Source organism: Piscirickettsia salmonis LF-89 = ATCC VR-1361 (genome assembly GCF_000297215.2).
Lineage (GTDB): Bacteria > Pseudomonadota > Gammaproteobacteria > Piscirickettsiales > Piscirickettsiaceae > Piscirickettsia > Piscirickettsia salmonis.
The window spans coordinates 43,061-59,708 of record NZ_AMFF02000071.1 but is presented as its reverse complement, the minus strand read 5'-3'; the positions used below and the strand labels follow the sequence as shown (position 1 = coordinate 59,708).

Sequence of the window (16,648 nt, the reverse complement as noted above, 5' to 3'; positions counted from 1 at the left end):
GTCATAACTGTAAGGAGAAGGCATCGTTTTTCCTTATTGTATTTTTTAACCTACTGATAGTAGGTCAGAAACTGTTGATCGAGCGCTATACCTCAAGCCAAGCTTTCTTGCAAGCCATGGATATTTCTTGTCATTCATTTATTAATATTGCCCAACAAGCAGAAAGCCTTATGAAAAATGGTGGCTCACTCATCAGCATGAGTTATTTAGGCGAACAAAAAGTCATGAAAAATTATAATATGATGGGGCCGATTAAAGCCGCGCTTGAGGCAAGTATCAAATATTTAGCCGTCGAGCTTGCTGAAAAAAATATTCGCGTCTATGGCATATCACCAGGATTAATGCCCACCCGTGCTGCAACTGGCATTAAAGACCTAGATCAATTACTAGCAATAACAGCAAGAAAATCGCCAATGCAACGCATTATCAATCAAGAAGAAGTTGGCACTCTTGCCAGCTTTTTAGTCAGTGACCTTGCCAGCGGCATGACCGGCCAAACCTTATTTGTTGATGGCGGTTATAACTTGATTAATTAAAAAATTAAATAAATATAATTTATAAAAAAGGCGTAATGACTACGCCTCTAATTCTGAAAAATAATTATAGATTTACTTGATTTCTTGAGCTTCCATTACCATGGTTTTAAAGTGATCATAAGTCATATAGTAATCGCCATTATCACCGGTATTCCCCCATGAATTTCTAAGCGTTAACAACCCACACTGCTGTTTAGTGCCACCAAATAAGCCATCTTGATAAGTCACACACTGCTGATCATCATAACCGGTAATTAGCATCTCATGTCCAGAATGAATTGCATTTGCTTGGGCATCGCTTGCAATTTTGCTTGTCAGCACCCAGGTATTATTATTATTAACAGTATTATTGTTAGCACTATATTTAGCTACCGCACCATTTTGACCGATACTATCATCAAGCAATGTACCAAAACTTACACGATGCTGTGAGTTAATCGCTTGCTTAACTTCCGTTAACACCTGATCAGCCTGCTCTGGATCAACGGGAAAACTACTTGCTGAGAAAATTGGCTGCCAATTACTTACCTTAAACTCTTGGTTTTGTTTACTGTAACTTTCAAAATCATCCTTAGAAATAGAACCACCAGTATCAGAACTAGTTACAGGGTAACTTGTTAGACCACCACAAGCACCGCTAGATTCTTGGTCAATTGTCATATAACCATGACTATTAATCTGTGTTAGCACAACAGGGCCTAAAGTACCATCCCAACCACTACGATCCTGCTCACCCAAAGTAACTAATGATTTGCCCAACTCAAGATTGCAAAGCTCACTCACTTGTGCTGACTGATCCGTTAAACCATACAAGGCATCAATCGCCCCTGTATTTGCAAAGGTTGCACAACTACCATGCACGCCCTGATCCAGAGGTGCAACACCAGCCATACCTAATTGCTTTTGCACTGTACTATCAACAGCCGCAAATCCTAAAGACGAACCACGAGAAGAACTATTTTTTAAAGTTTCTTCTATGTTCGCAGCTAAGCGTTCAGACGCTGCTTTATCGATATTAACCTTCATTAAACTTACAGTATAAGAACCGATCGCTTTGCCACCATTCGTCGCAGCAACCAGAGTACTATTCACCGGCACAGTGGTTGTCGTTGTTCCAACAATTTGTATTGCTCCGGCAAAAGCACTCGCAGATAATAATAAAGAAGATGAGATTAAAGTAAGTTTACTCTTGTTAAGCACAATAAAACTCCATATAAAAGATATAAAATCGCGTATATATTAAAATGATAAATAATTACTTAAGAAAAAATCAATAAATCAGTCAGGTAAAGCCAGAAGAAAATTTAAACATAACCTCTCCTTATATGTTTTATTTATATCAAAAAAGAATAACAAAATTAAATAATATTAAATAAAATTATATTCGTTATATATTAAATTCCTGTTAATAACATAAAATAAATTAAGGTTATTTTATTTTTTATCTCTTTCATTTTTATCTACCATCCTTGCCAATACATAGAAACATTTATATAACATCGACAACCGAAACGTCAACTTATTTTTACATAAAAATAACTGCACTTTTAAATATCGACATAAGACATCACAAGTGATAAGGCATTGCCTCTCTAAAAAATAGAGAGGCAGGTGCAAAACAAATATTTACTCGCTTAGCGTTCCAATCTGACAGCTATCTGTTGACACCCCGACTTGATTAAAAACATCTTTAATCATTGAGGTAGAACCCACACCGTCGTCATTAGCAGCTTTTAGCACACCACATGCAGCATCTGAAAAATCTGAGTATTTACCCCAATATTTAACATTCGCATCCTTCATTACCCTAAAGGCATCTTTAATACCCACCTGTTGTGATAACAAGTAAAACGCCTTATTAAATACACCACTACCAGTATGAACAATATAACTCTGTCGATCTTTAATTGGGTAGTCTTTTGAGGTAGCTACTACCTCATCATATGATATAGTACACGTCGATCCAGCTAATTCCTTATCATCACAATCTGCCGAGACTCCATCTTTAGAAGGGTTATTCATATAACGTAGGGCATCACTCTCATCATCCCCTTTAGAAATTGTTTCACCAATACCCCAAGTAACTTCATCTTGGTTAAAGTACAGTTGCTTATATAAATCAGGATTTGTACTTAATAAATAAGCCCGCACCGCTTGACCTGCCATATCAGAAAAGGCTTCATTTAATGATCCATATTGATATTTATAATCCAAACCAGAGTGCTGCTCAGTAAATCCATGGCTCACTTCATGACCTGCAACATCCAGAGATACAAGAGGATAAAAGCTACTACCATCGCCAAATGACATAGTATGCCCATCCCAAAATGCATTATCATAATCAGTACCATAATGGACACGCATAATTAATTGCATTGGCTCGCCATTTTCTTGCAAAGCATCAACACCATACCAATTCTTATACATATCAATAATCATACTACCAAAATAATAAGCATCATCTGTAGGTGAATACGCACCATTGATCGGATCACCCTGATTGTGGCCACAGCTATATTGATAAGCCGTTGTGTTGTAATCACTATCCCAAGAATGATCTGCTTGATGCTCTACATTAACCAACCGAACATCTCCATTGTCCATCGTGCAGGTGCTGTTGTCCTCACTCACATTCAAGGCTGGTAAATTATTTTCCCCATAAAAAAATTTAACGCCTGTTGGACCATACTGTACCGTTTTCTCATTTCCACCAGGCCCAGTATCACTATAATTTGGAATACTGTCCCAGAAACTCAGCACCATAGCCTTAGAGGTCCCAGTGGCATTAATAATATAAACCATACGATATGGCTTACCACCAGCTGTATTGCTAGCATTAAACGTCACTCGATAATAAAGCTGAGCTTTATTATCTACAATACGAATCTCTTTTGTTGACTTTATAGAGTCATCAGCAACTTGCGTACCACTATAATCCTTTTCAAATTGCTGTTTAGCAAATGCTTTGGCATCATCAGCACTCACTGTTGCAACCAAATCAACATCTAAATCTTTTGCCAACGATATTCGAGTAGCTGTTGCCGTCGATGCCGATCGGCTCGTTGCTGCAAAACCAGTAACAGCTTTAGGCTGTTTTACCACCACCTGTGTACCGATTACAGGAATACCCTCATATTTTTGCTGGTAACGGATGTAAGTATCGCCATCCATTGTCGTACTACTCACTTGGCTTAGGGTATTTTTATCAGTCGTTGTAGCAGAGCGACTTGATAGCATTGTATTTGAGCTATCTCCTGCACCTTCAATCGCAAAACCTTCGATATTAGAAGAGGAAACAGGCTTATTGTATGAATTTACCGTGCTTAATGCATGGGATGATAATAGTGCAGTAGATGCAGTAATGGCAGAAATAATAATAGCAAGATTTTTTTTTCGCATAAGGAGGCCCTCCAACAGACGCAGCTAGAATAATAAGTAATAAAAAATAATCAATTATCATTAATTTTTTTTAATTAATGATAAGACAATTGACTATTAAGACAGATGCAAATAACAAAAAGACTGTTTCAAATCACACCATGATGGCTTTAATCTCATTACCTACTCTGTTGAGTCAATCTACGGTTTATTTCAACCGCATAAGCTACGTTATATAACGAACCTTAATATTAAGTCAATACGATGTTAAGCAACATTAACATTTTAACCATAATTTTAATCGGTGCAATTTCAATAAATATATTTCTATAAGTAGATTTAGACAAAAACACGCTATTTAATGAAAAAATAACGAATATATTTGAAAATATAGACTATATATATTTATAAAGTAAAAATAAAACACAAACATTCATGTTGATAAACTTTAAATTTATCCGCCGTTTTTACAAATTAACACTTAACATAAATTATTTATGATTTTTACCTGCAAAAATTAACTACACATCAATTAATAAAACAAGCACTCTAATTACATAAATTACGCTAAAGCAGATCCCTGCTTTAAATGCCTAACCTTAGGCACTCAACGCCGAGTGAACCTTTTTATCGACACTTGACGAATCAAAATATCTCCTTATAATTAGGAAGTTCGAGTCGGCTGGATAGTCGCTGTAGTCTGTAAGGCTATGGAGGAAAGTCCGGGCTTCATAGGGCAAGGTGCCAGGTAACCCCTGGGGGGCGTGAGCCTACGGAAAGTGCAGCAGAGAGTAGACCGCCTAAGTGAGCAATCACCGGCAAGGCTGAAAGGGTGCGGTAAGAGCGCACCGCACACGTGGTAACACGGCGTGGCATGGTAAACCCCACCTGAAGCAAGACCAAATAGAACCTCAATGGTATGGCCCGTACTGAGGTTGGGTAGGTTGCTTGAGGTACATGGTGACATGTATCCCAGATGAATGACTATTCACGACAGAACCCGGCTTATAGGCTGACTCGACATTACTCTTCTCATCCTTGTATACTAACTACTCCCTTATTATCTTAACTTTACTGGCTATAAATTAATTTAAAATATCATCAAATAATAATTAACTATTTAGAGAACCAATATGCTCAACTTAGAAGAAACCCGAGATAAGCTAAATATCTGCAATATCAAGCGCCATATCTTTTTATGTGCCGATCAAACAATTGATAAATGTTGCAATAAAGAAGAGAGCATCATCGCCTGGGATTACCTAAAAAATCGCTTAAACGAACTGGGGCTTGCTCAAAGCGGTGAAGTTTACCGTACCAAAGCTAACTGCCTAAGATTATGCAAGCAAGGCCCTATTGCCGTCGTTTACCCGGATGGTGTTTGGTATCATTCCTGCACGCCGAAAGTATTGGAGCGCATTATTCAAGAACACTTAATCAAAGGCGACGTTGTCAATGAATTCGCTTTTCATTGTGCAATCGACAGCTCACTTGAAGAATGATTGATTTAACACCTTATCATTCAAGCTGGCCCACATTATATCAACAAGAAAAAATAGTCTTATTAAAGCATATCGATCATTGGATCAATACCATAGAGCATATCGGCAGCACCTCTGTGCCAAAGCTGACCTCAAAACCGATTATCGATATTTTAATCGGTGTAGAATCATTAAAAATAGCTGATCAATATATTATCCCTACAATAACCAAGCTAAACTACAGCTATATTGCAAAATACGAAAAAGAGCTACCTGAGCGCCGTTATTTTCAGCGTTTAAACCATCAAGGGCAGCATACACATCATATCCACTTAGTTGAAACAACTAGTGATTTTTATAAAAGCCATCTGCTTTTCCGTGATTATTTACGCGCACATTCTCACGTAGCTGAGCAATACGCTCAACATAAGCTAGAGCTTGCCCCCCAATTTACTGACAGTAATGAATATGCGCATGCAAAAACTCACTTTATTCAAGAAACACTCAAGCAAGCAAGGCAATGGCATCAATCCGCATTTAATAATTAAAATGATTAATTCGCTATTTTTTATTGCAAAACAAGAAACTTAATCAGCCTAACATAAGTAATTACAATTATGAGCTACTAGGTTTTAATCCTAATCCTGCTTTAATTTCTGGTTTACGTAAATAACGTATTGCCAGTGAATGATAAAGCGGTTGACGGCACGTAATTCGTGAGAAGGCTGTTGCCATCACAGAAGTTAACATAATTGGTAAAATCATATTCCCAGAAACACTATTGGTCATTTCTAATACAATAACAAAGCAAGTAATAGGACTTTGTACCACACCAGAAAAAAAAGCCACCATACCTAAGATAATCACCGCCTGATGAAAGTGATCCGGTAAAGCGAGCGAAAGTAATTGACCAAAACCAGCACCTGCAGACAGTGAAGGTGCAAAGATACCGCCAGGAATACCACTTAAATAAGTCACTAAATTAGCCAACATTTTTAACGGGCCATAATAATCAGACACTGACCCGGTACCTGTGACCAATGCTTTCGCTTCTTGATAACCACTACCAAAGATCGAACCATGTGTTAATACACCAATGATTGCCAGTAATAAACCCATGATTCCTGCTAATACTAAAGGATGAACACGGGCAAAATTTCTTAATAACCAGGTTAAAGAGAGCAGCAAAGTACTAAAAATACCGCCGAGTAACCCACCTAAAATTGCACAGATAATAATAGGGTACCAGCCCCCTGCAGTAATATCTAAAATAGCCGTACTTGTACCAAAATATGAATAATTGCCAAGAATATAATGCGAAATAATTCCACCTAAAATCACTGTTGTCACAATGGTACCGCTAATACCCTTTTCAAACGACCCAGAAAGCTCTTCAATTGCAAAGACAATTCCAGCCAATGGCGTATTAAATGCCGCAGAAATCCCCGCCGCACCACCGGCTAGTAACAGACCACGCTCAACATCATGGCGGTGAAAACTACCCCACCTCCCCAACGAATTCATCACCGCCGCACTCAACTGAATCGTCGGGCCCTCACGACCGATAGATCCACCACACAGAAAGCCCAAAACAGTCAATAAGAATTTACCGACCGCAATCCGTAATGAGACTAAATGCTTACGCGATGCTGCTTGCTTTACACTTAAAGCTGCCATGACTTGTGGGATACCACTGCCTTCTGAGCCTTGGAAGAATTTATTTTTTAGCCAAATAATCAACATAAAACCCAATGGACATAAAGCGAGCGGTAAGTAAGGAAACTGTTGAAACCAATCATTAGATACTTCATTTGCTTTTTCAGCAACAATAGCAAAACCCACCGCTACCAAGCCTACAGCAATCGCGCCGGACCAAAACAATAAACGCCGAAACCATAACTCAAAAGAAAGTGCTTGTTTAGAGTGCTGATATAACCGCCGATATTGAATAAATTTCTTCCAGCTGCTCATGGTTGGCCTTTTTATGAAACGATTGATAATAATCAGGGAGTATTCTAGCACCCTTTATTGCCAGCGAGTAGAGCTAGTATGTAAATCAAACTTAATTTTATAGCAGTCCTTTAATGACATTGTTATAAAGCGTTCATATTTTATTCATCATACTGTCATCAAACTCGGATAAAGTCGGCATATTGCATTACTGTGGAATATAATTTATGTATGAAATTCAACAACGTACAAATAAAGGCTGGGAAAATGCCTGGATTAACCATGCTAAATTAGCCAGATATTATGAAAATAGCCACAGTGCATTTACGGCATTAAAAACGCTGATTATCGAGCAAAGCTATGCTATTTTACTCGGTAATATCGATTACTTTTATGCAGAAAACTATCGCGTCAGTCCACAGTACCCTTACTCGTGTTTTGAAATCTAAACTGCTGATTAGGCTATAAAACACTGACCTTGCACCTGCCATCTATCCCTTTAAATAGCAGCATTGTTTTTACTGGAGTGGCTTCAGATAAATACAGCGGCTGTTCTTTATTATTAATCATCAATGCACTTGAACTGCCACCATCACAATTGACCGCCGTAATAATTTTTTTAACACCAAATATCGCTGCATGATGCACTAAAACATCGGCCAAGTGATATAAATTACTGACTGAAGATTGTAAAATAATTAAGTCGCCATTATCAGCCTTAGCCAACACCGTACGGCGGTGATAACGCAAATTGCCTTTCACGGCAATTTTATTATTACTAACGATAATAGGTCCTGCCTGTAAGGCGCTATAAGCCTGTCGATATCCTTGTCGACGGACTTTAAGAACAATTGACTTTTGCTGATTGATAATCACTAATGCCGATAATAATCGATTATATTTCATCGCAGAATACTGTTTACCTGCAATCATTAATAAGCCATTTGGCTTAAAATTCTCCATAAAATAACCGGCATTAATTCCAATCAGTGCGTGTTGCTGTTGTACGACTTCATTCACCCAATCAATAGAACCTGCTGGCTGAACATACAGCTTAGCTCGATAATGACCCTGCTTTAAAATAGCTACAGAAAGAGTAAGCGGTAAAGCACCAACAGACTGCACTTCCAATGTTTTAAACCAGCCCATCTGTTCTGGTAGTAAATGACTTTGTTTTAAAATAATTTTTTGGCTATTCGCCATACTCGACAGCAACGTCATGAAAAACACAGATAAAATTAAAACAAGATAAAACAAAGGCCGAACGGTGCTCACAGCTTACTCCTACAATACACAGGCAAATCAAATCATATCACAGACTGCGCTTTAATAAGATTTCTTCTATTCTTGATAGTATGAGGGATAATTCTCAGGATAGCCTTATGTATCTGTGTAAACGTTATGTTGTCTATGGGCATGTTCAAGACGTTGGTTTTCGCATGTTTACACTAAAAGCAGCAAAACAGCTCTATTTAGTCGGTTGGGTACAAAATCAAGCGACAGGTTCTGTAGAAATCATTGCCTGTGGACCAGAGCATTCATTAAAAGAGTTTGAAGCCAAAATTATCGCTGGCCCAGAAAATGCAAATGTCGATCGCTTAATTCAAGAAGAATATCCCGATCCAAAACTAGATGACTTTATTATAAAAAAGTAAGCAATAAAGTATTTAGCTATTTAACCGAACTAAATAGCTAGAGCACTCATAGTTGCACGCCAAACTCGACGCTCGGCTTTAAATTGTTTTTTAAGCGCAAGATATTGCTGTTTTAATTGAGCAATATGAGCAGCGGATAGCTTTTCTTTTTGCGCATTTAAGTGCTCCTGCTTCGCCTTTGCCCATTGTTTAATCGTCTCAAATAACTCTTTATATTGAATTTCTAAACTTTTTTCTATTTCAACAACTTTTGCTAAATAAGGCTTTAACTTGATTTTTTCTTGAGCGCGCTTAAACTGCATCGATGCCCGTGCTGCTTCAATCGTCGGCTTAGATATTCGTTTTAAATCATAGGCCCAACCGATTTTAGACGCTAAAAAAATCAGCCACTTCGACGGATCATAATCATACCAGAGCACACCATTACGATAATCTCCAGCATATTTATGGTGAAAGTTATGATAGCCCTCACCAAACGTTAAAAGAGACAATAATGGATTGTCTTTCGCGGTATTCTCATCAGTATAACGCTCTTGACCCCAAATATGAGCTAATGAGTTAATAAAAAAAGTAAAATGATGATTAATCACTAAACGTAATAGCCCCACTAAAATTAAACAACCACCGATACTGCCATAACTGGCACCAATTAGCGCAGGTAAGCCAAAGCACATCAGTACAGCAATCGGTCCATAATAACGATGCTGAAAGGCAACGATTTTATCATTCTCTAAATCCTTGACATTTTCAATACAGCCTTCCGCCTCTGGCTTATGCCTTAGCATCCAACCAATATGGCTATACCAAAACCCTTTAGTTGCCGCATACGGGTCTTTTTCCTTATCATCAACATAGCGATGATGCTTACGATGATCAGATGCCCAAACGATAATACTATTTTGCAAGGTTGCTGCGCCAAAGAGCATAAAAAATAGTTTTAAAAAACTATTTGCCTTATATGCCCGGTGAGACCACAGTCGGTGATATCCTGCGGTAATCGATAATCCAGTTGCGATAATAAAAAAGCCAAACCAGAACCAATCCCATACACTAAAACCATAAGTCAAAGCATAGTAGGGCACTAAAATCATTGCAGCAAGTGGTGTCAATGTTAATACTAAGGTACTTTTCCAGTTAATCGGCGACTTTTGCGATTTATTCATAATGAGTCTTGTATCAACCTTAATTTTTATCAATTATTTTTTGCACTATATTAAACTATAGCCAAATAGCAACAGCAAAGAGCGCTAGTATATACCCGAATACAAACGAACATCAATAACACCCCACCCTCTTCAGTCGCAAATAGCCTGGGCTAGAGAGACTGAGGAATATAACAAAAAAGCGTCCGCATAAACTCATGTTCAATTCCTTACTCAATACGCCCATGACACTGCTTATATTTTTTACCTGAACCACAAGGACAGGCCTGGTTACGTCCAACCTTAACCCCTGGGCGTACAAACGGCCGTTGCGCAACCGCCTGATCACCTTCTGCTTCATTGATACTACTCATGCTCTCTTCACTATCAAATTCAGTGAAACCTTCATGCTCAAATTGCATATTTTCAGGATTGATATGCTGCCACTGCTCTTCCATAGCCGCAACATCAGCGGGCGCCTGCACCTGCACCTGACACAAGGTACTGATCACATCATATTTCAGATTATCGAGCATATTAGAAAATAATTCAAACGCTTCACGCTTATATTCTTGCTTTGGATCTTTTTGCGCGTAACCACGCAAATTAATCCCTTGGCGCAAGTGATCCATTGCCGCTAAGTGCTCTTTCCAGTGACTGTCTAATGATTGTAGCATGAGCATTTTCTCAAACTGACGCAGCATCGTAATATCTGTTAGTTTTTCTTTACCCAACCACGCATCTTTTACCGATTCCTGAATGCGCTCACGTAAAGCCCCTTCATCAAGATCATCCTCACTATCTAACCAACCTTGCAGACTCAATTTTAAGCCGAAGTCAGCATCAAGCAATTTTTCTAGGCTATCAATATCCCACTCTTCTTCAAGCGTATGTGGTGGAATGTGTATAGAAATTGCCTTATCAACAACATCTTGGCGCATATCTTCGATAATATCTTTAACCGAGTCACTTTTCAGTAAATCAACTCGCTGAGCATAGATTACTTTACGTTGCTCATTGGCGACATCATCATATTCAAGCAATTGTTTACGAATATCAAAATTACGGCTCTCTACTTTTTTCTGTGCATTCGCAATAGCCTTAGTTACAAAGCGGTGCTCTATGGCTTCACCCTCACCCATACCTAAGCGACGCATCATCGCAGCCATTCGCTCTGAGGCAAAAATCCGCATCAGATTATCTTCCAGTGATAAATAAAACTGGCTAGATCCCGCATCACCTTGACGCCCTGATCGACCACGTAGCTGGTTATCAATACGCCGCGATTCATGGCGCTCTGTGCCAATGACGCGTAAGCCACCCGCTTTTAAAACGAGATCATGGCGCTTTTGCCACTCTTGTGTCAACTTGTCAATTTGGCTGTCTGTCGCATTTTCAAGCGTAGCAAGCTGTGCTTTAAGACTGCCCCCTAAAACAATATCTGTTCCACGGCCGGCCATATTCGTTGCAATAGTTACTCGACCAGGTTCACCAGCATTAGCGATAATTTGCGCTTCTTGACCATGAAACTTTGCGTTTAACACAGCATGCTCAATGTGCTCTTTTTTCAGCATCGCCGATAATGACTCTGAGGTTTCAATCGACGCCGTACCCACCAATGCAGGCTGCTTACGCTTGATACAATCTTTAATATCTTCAACGATTGCTGCGTATTTTTCATCGCCAGTTAAATACACCAAGTCAGACATATCTTTACGAGAAATCGGCTTATTCGTTGGAATCACTGTCACTTCCAAATTATAAATCTGGTGCAGCTCAAACGCTTCTGTATCGGCCGTACCGGTCATGCCCGACAGCTTATTGTACATACGGAAATAATTTTGAAAGGTAATCGATGCTAAAGTTTGATTCTCATTTTGAATTTTCACCCCTTCTTTAGCCTCTACCGCTTGATGCAGACCATCCGACCAACGACGTCCCGGCATAATCCGCCCGGTATGCTCATCAACGATGACAACCTCACCATTACTGACAATATAATCTACATCTACGGCATACATCGTATGCGCACGCAAGGCGGCATTTAAGTGATGCATTAAGCGAATATTGCTCGCATCATACAGACTACTGCCTTCAGCAAGCACTCCTTGCTCGAGTAAGATTTTCTCAACGGTCTCATGACCTTGTTCAGTTAAGTACGCCTGTTTAGCTTTTTCATCAAGACTATAGTCACCTGGGCCATCTTTTTCAGTTTGTACAACAAGCTCTGGTACAACTTTATTGAGCTTCTCATAAAGATCCGTATGTTCATCAGAAGGCCCAGAAATAATCAATGGAGTTCTGGCTTCATCGATTAAAATAGAATCAACTTCATCAACCACTGCATAGTTTAACTCACGCTGTACACGTTCTTCTAAACTAAATGCCATATTATCGCGCAAATAATCAAAACCAAATTCATTATTTGTGCCATAAGTAATATCTGCATTATAAGCTACGCGTCGCTCATCTGGTGATAAATCAGCAACAATCACTCCTGTCGTAAGACCCAAAAAGCGATACAAAGTACCCATTTCCTCAGCATCACGGCGGGCAAGATAGTCATTGACCGTAACAACATGTACTCCTTTACCCGTTAACGCATTAAGGTATACCGCTAATGTCGCAACCAGGGTTTTACCTTCACCGGTTGCCATTTCAGCAACTTTACCCGAATGCAACACCATAGCACCTAACAACTGAACATCGAAATGGCGCATTTTTAGCACACGTATACTGGCCTCACGAACAACGGCAAATGCTTCTATTAATAAGCTGTCTAGGCCAACACCTTGCTCAACCTGTTTTTTGAATGCCTCAGTTTTCGCCCGTAACTCTTCATCACTCAAACCCTGCATCACCGGCTCAAGCTGACCAACGGCTTTTACTGTCTTCGTTAACGCTTTTAAGAATCGTTGGTTGCGGCTTCCAAAAATCTGCTGCATCAGTTTACGTGCAATCATGATGTATCTACTTTAAATCCAAAATATTGTAAATTGACTTTTTGCCCCAAAATAACCAGGGACAAACTAAACTATTATATTTTATATCTATATCTCTGACTAATATGGGCACTTATTCTAAATTACCAGGCTGAGCGTTTTAAGGCAAAGTCACTTCTTCAAACGCATCAGGGTCAGCAAATAAAGCGTGCAACAGCTGATTATTCAGGGTGTGCCCTGACTTATAGCCCTCAAATTCAGCCAATAGTGCACCTGCTAATGATAAGTCACCCACAGCATCAAGAAGTTTATGACGCACGAATTCATCTTCATAACGTAAACCATCTTCATTAATAATACGATCTTCATCAATAGCAATGGTGTTTTCCAAGCTAGCGCCTTTAGCTAAATTATTTTCCAATAGCCAATCGAGCTCTTTAACAAAACCAAAGGTACGCGCACGAGCGACTTCCTTGATATAGCGCGTTTGTGACAACTCAACAGAAACAGCTTGAGGCGTTTTGGCAATCACTGGGTGATCATAATGAATACGATAAGAAAGCTTAAAACCATCATGGGGTAATAATTTCGCAAACTTATCACCATCAGTAACTTTAATTGCTTTTTTTACCCGAATATAACGGCGTGGTGCCTCTTGCTCTTTCACACCGGCTGATTCAATTAAAAAGACAAATGCACTGGCACTCCCATCCATAATAGGCAGCTCAGCTGTCTCTACATCGACATACAAATTATCAATACCTAAACCAGACAATGCTGACATTAAGTGCTCAACTGTGTTCACTTCAACATCACCACGGCTTAAAGTCGTTGCTAACTGCGTTGAGGTCACCTCGTTAAAACGCGCCGGCAACTCAACAACAGGATCACAATCAATCCGCCGAAAGACAATCCCCGTATTAATAGGTGCTGGCTTGAGTACAATACTCACCTCCTGACCTGTATGTACACCAACACCTGTAGCTTTGATTGTATTGCGCAACGTCTGCTGTAGCACCATCTTTCTCTCGACACCTTAAGTAATCTAATTTAAGCAGCCATTCTAAATATAAAGCGCTATCAAAGCAAAACTATCGCCCTTAATCTACCTGCCGACGCAAAAATGCAGGAATATCTAAATAATCAGCATCCTGGTTTTCACTGGCCGTTTCTTCACTTTTCTCCTGCTTGCGAATGACCTGTGGTCGATCCAAACGATTATGATCACGCATACTCTCAAGGACTTTAACCGTCGGTTCACTTTGTTCAGTACTACGATCCAGGCCAATACCTGTCGCAACGACCGTTACTCGTAAATCTTCACTCATCTCAGGATCAATCACCGTACCAACCACCACCGTCGCCTCTTCAGAAGCAAACTCTTTAATGGCATCACCCACCTCTTCAAATTCGCCAATCGATAAGTCCATACCCGCAGTGATATTGACCAGTAAGCCACGGGCTCCTGCCAAATTAATGTCTTCAAGTAATGGACTTTTTATGGCTGCCTCAGCGGCTTCACGCGCACGTGACTCGCCGGATGCTGAGCCCGTGCCCATCATCGCCATGCCCATCTCAGACATCACCGTACGTACATCCGCAAAATCGACGTTAATCAAACCGCCACGGGTAATTAATTCCGAAATACCTTGTACTGCACCCAGTAATACATTATTGGCTTCTTTAAAGGCATCAAGTAAACTCACGCTTTTCCCTAATACGCTTAATAGTTTTTCATTAGGAATCGTAATCAGGGAATCTACATGCTTAGAAAACTCCTTAATGCCATGCTCAGCCACTTGCATACGACGGCGGCCTTCAAAGGGAAACGGCTTAGTCACCACAGCAACGGTTAAGATACCTAATTCTTTAGCAATTTCAGCAACCACCGGCGCCGCACCAGTACCGGTGCCACCGCCCATACCGGCAGTAATAAAGAGCATATCCGCCCCTTCTAACACTTCTTTGATGCGCTCACGATCTTCTTCTGCCGCTTGTCGTCCTTTACTCGGATCAGCACCTGCACCCAAGCCTTTGGTCACTTCTGTTCCCAGTTGCATGATGGTTCTTGCAGACGAGTTTTTCAATGCTTGAGCATCTGTGTTTGCACAGATGAAATCAACACCTTCGATATTACCGGCAACCATATGCTCAACCGCATTGCCGCCACCACCACCGACACCAATCACTTTAATGACAGCCGTTTGTTGTATGCTGTCCATCAATTCAAACATACTCATTCTCCCCCAAAAAATTATCTATATATTTCAAGCCTAAGCTAAAAATGACCTTGGAACCAACTTTTCATCCGCCGCCAAATATTTACCTTTTCATTCTGCCCTCTAATATCAGTGTATCCCATCGATCCGTGCTGCTCCTGAGCCGCATACAATACCAGCCCAACTGCCGTTGAATAAATAGGATTCCGAATAACATCTGCCAAACCCTGGACATGCTGAGGCAAACCTAAACGTACTGGCATCTCAAAAATCTGCTCAGCTAAATCTACCGCACCACGAATTTTTGAGGTTCCTCCCGTTAACACAATCCCTGCGGTTAATTGATCCAATAAGCCACTACGACAGAGCTCTGCGTGAATTAAATTAAATAACTCTTCATAACGTGGCCCGATGTACTGAGCTAAATCAGCATAACTCAAGCGCTTCCCTGGTCGATCACCCACACTTGGGACTTCGATTAAATCATTGGGCATCCCTTCAAGCACACCTGTGCAACCAAACTCTATTTTTATCTGTTCAGCAAAATGAATCGGTGTACGCAAGCCATGGGCTAAATCATTGGTCACCTGATCCCCTGCAATCGGAATAACTGCTGTGTGGCGAATCGCCCCATCAACAAAAACAGCAATATCTGTCGTCCCACCACCAATATCAACCAGACAGACGCCCAGCTCTTTTTCATCGTCCGACAGCACCGCATAACTTGACGCCAACTGCTCAAGTACAACCGTTTCAGGAGAGACTTCGACACCACATTGACGAATACATTTCATTACATTTTGAATCGCACTCACAGCACCGGTGACGATATGCACACGCGACTCTAAACGCACACCCGCCATACCAATCGGATCATGCACTGCCTCTTGCGTATCAATTAAGTATCCCTGGGGCACAACATGTAAAATTTCTTGATCACCGGGAATCGCTACTGCCTTTGCGCTATCAGTTACACGTGAGACGTCATATTCTGTCACTTCATTCCCACGAATCGCGACAATCCCGGTAGAGTTACGGCTACGCACATGGCTACCAGCAACCCCCGCATGCACACTATCTATGCGCGTGCCCGCCATCAACTCAGCTTCCTCGATAGCATGTTGAATGGCATTGACTGTCGCATCAATATTCACAACCACACCGCGCTTTAAACCACGCGAAGGATGCTTGCCAATCCCAACAATCTGCAACTGACCATCCAGATTTTCTTCAGCGATCACAGCAACAACCTTAGATGTTCCAACATCCAGACCTGCGACTAGTTTTTTTTCAAGTCTTTTAGACATGCGTCCTATACTCTCTTAAAATAATATGCTCTCTCCAA

The 16,648-nt window shown here is 40.3% G+C and carries 14 protein-coding genes and 1 other RNA gene; 6 read left to right on the top strand and 9 right to left on the bottom strand.

From position 1 onward, the window contains the following. Positions 1-536: SDR family oxidoreductase (locus tag C200_RS07715; RefSeq protein WP_248782671.1), on the top strand; the 536-nt coding region annotated here is incomplete at its 5' end. A 72-nt stretch (positions 537-608) separates the two neighbouring features. Here C200_RS07715 and C200_RS07710 read toward each other — a convergent pair. Beyond that, positions 609-1,736: a C1 family peptidase gene (locus C200_RS07710; RefSeq protein ID WP_016211389.1), complete on the bottom strand. Its 1,128-nt coding sequence runs from the start codon at positions 1,734-1,736 to the stop codon at positions 609-611. Between the two features lie 426 nt (positions 1,737-2,162). Next, on the bottom strand, positions 2,163-3,935 hold the full coding sequence (locus C200_RS07705; protein WP_016211390.1) for a M4 family metallopeptidase: 1,773 nt from the start codon (positions 3,933-3,935) through the stop codon (positions 2,163-2,165). Positions 3,936-4,588: 653 nt separating this feature from the next. Here C200_RS07705 and rnpB point away from each other — a divergent pair. The 3 genes from rnpB (at position 4,589) to C200_RS07695 (ending at position 5,943) form a co-directional block, all read left to right on the top strand. Further along, an RNA gene (gene rnpB, locus C200_RS14530) (RNase P RNA component class A) lies at positions 4,589-4,938 on the top strand. Between the two features lie 109 nt (positions 4,939-5,047). Beyond that, the gene (locus C200_RS07700; protein WP_016211384.1) at positions 5,048-5,416 is read left to right on the top strand and encodes a (2Fe-2S) ferredoxin domain-containing protein; all 369 of its coding nucleotides are present in this window, start codon (positions 5,048-5,050) and stop codon (positions 5,414-5,416) included. Then, positions 5,413-5,943, top strand: a complete 531-nt coding sequence (locus tag C200_RS07695) for a GrpB family protein (RefSeq protein WP_016211385.1) — start codon at positions 5,413-5,415, stop codon at positions 5,941-5,943. Before C200_RS07700 ends, C200_RS07695 begins: the two co-directional genes overlap by 4 nt. A 67-nt stretch (positions 5,944-6,010) precedes the next feature. Here C200_RS07695 and C200_RS07690 read toward each other — a convergent pair whose 3' ends face one another. Continuing rightward, positions 6,011-7,366: a chloride channel protein gene (locus C200_RS07690; RefSeq protein ID WP_052047079.1), complete on the bottom strand. Its 1,356-nt coding sequence runs from the start codon at positions 7,364-7,366 to the stop codon at positions 6,011-6,013. A gap of 206 nt (positions 7,367-7,572) precedes the next feature. Between C200_RS07690 and C200_RS07685 the strand changes: the two genes are divergently transcribed. Beyond that, positions 7,573-7,794, top strand: a complete 222-nt coding sequence (locus C200_RS07685; protein WP_016209316.1) for a hypothetical protein — start codon at positions 7,573-7,575, stop codon at positions 7,792-7,794. Positions 7,795-7,807: 13 nt separating this feature from the next. Here the strand turns inward: C200_RS07685 and C200_RS07680 are convergent, their stop codons facing one another. Continuing rightward, positions 7,808-8,620: a phosphodiester glycosidase family protein gene (locus C200_RS07680; protein WP_016209345.1), complete on the bottom strand. Its 813-nt coding sequence runs from the start codon at positions 8,618-8,620 to the stop codon at positions 7,808-7,810. 107 nt (positions 8,621-8,727) lie between these two features. Here C200_RS07680 and C200_RS07675 point away from each other — a divergent pair, with 107 nt between their 5' ends. Further along, positions 8,728-9,000, top strand: a complete 273-nt coding sequence (locus C200_RS07675) for an acylphosphatase (RefSeq protein WP_032126524.1) — start codon at positions 8,728-8,730, stop codon at positions 8,998-9,000. A gap of 29 nt (positions 9,001-9,029) precedes the next feature. Here C200_RS07675 and C200_RS07670 read toward each other — a convergent pair whose 3' ends face one another. The 5 genes from C200_RS07670 to ftsA form a co-directional block, all read right to left on the bottom strand. Then, positions 9,030-10,163 (bottom strand): acyl-CoA desaturase, encoded by a 1,134-nt coding sequence (locus C200_RS07670; protein ID WP_016209353.1) that lies wholly within the window; start codon positions 10,161-10,163, stop codon positions 9,030-9,032. A 209-nt stretch (positions 10,164-10,372) separates the two neighbouring features. Continuing rightward, a complete protein-coding gene (gene secA / locus C200_RS07665; RefSeq protein ID WP_016209352.1) occupies positions 10,373-13,105 on the bottom strand; it encodes a preprotein translocase subunit SecA in 2,733 nt (910 codons plus the stop codon). A 139-nt stretch (positions 13,106-13,244) separates the two neighbouring features. Beyond that, positions 13,245-14,105, bottom strand: coding sequence for a UDP-3-O-acyl-N-acetylglucosamine deacetylase (gene lpxC, locus C200_RS07660; RefSeq protein ID WP_016209336.1), 861 nt, complete (start codon positions 14,103-14,105; stop codon positions 13,245-13,247). Positions 14,106-14,184: 79 nt separating this feature from the next. Next, positions 14,185-15,318, bottom strand: a complete 1,134-nt coding sequence (gene ftsZ / locus C200_RS07655; RefSeq protein WP_016209342.1) for a cell division protein FtsZ — start codon at positions 15,316-15,318, stop codon at positions 14,185-14,187. A 44-nt stretch (positions 15,319-15,362) separates the two neighbouring features. Beyond that, on the bottom strand, positions 15,363-16,610 hold the full coding sequence (ftsA, locus tag C200_RS07650) for a cell division protein FtsA (protein WP_016209355.1): 1,248 nt from the start codon (positions 16,608-16,610) through the stop codon (positions 15,363-15,365). Positions 16,611-16,648 lie beyond the last annotated feature (38 nt).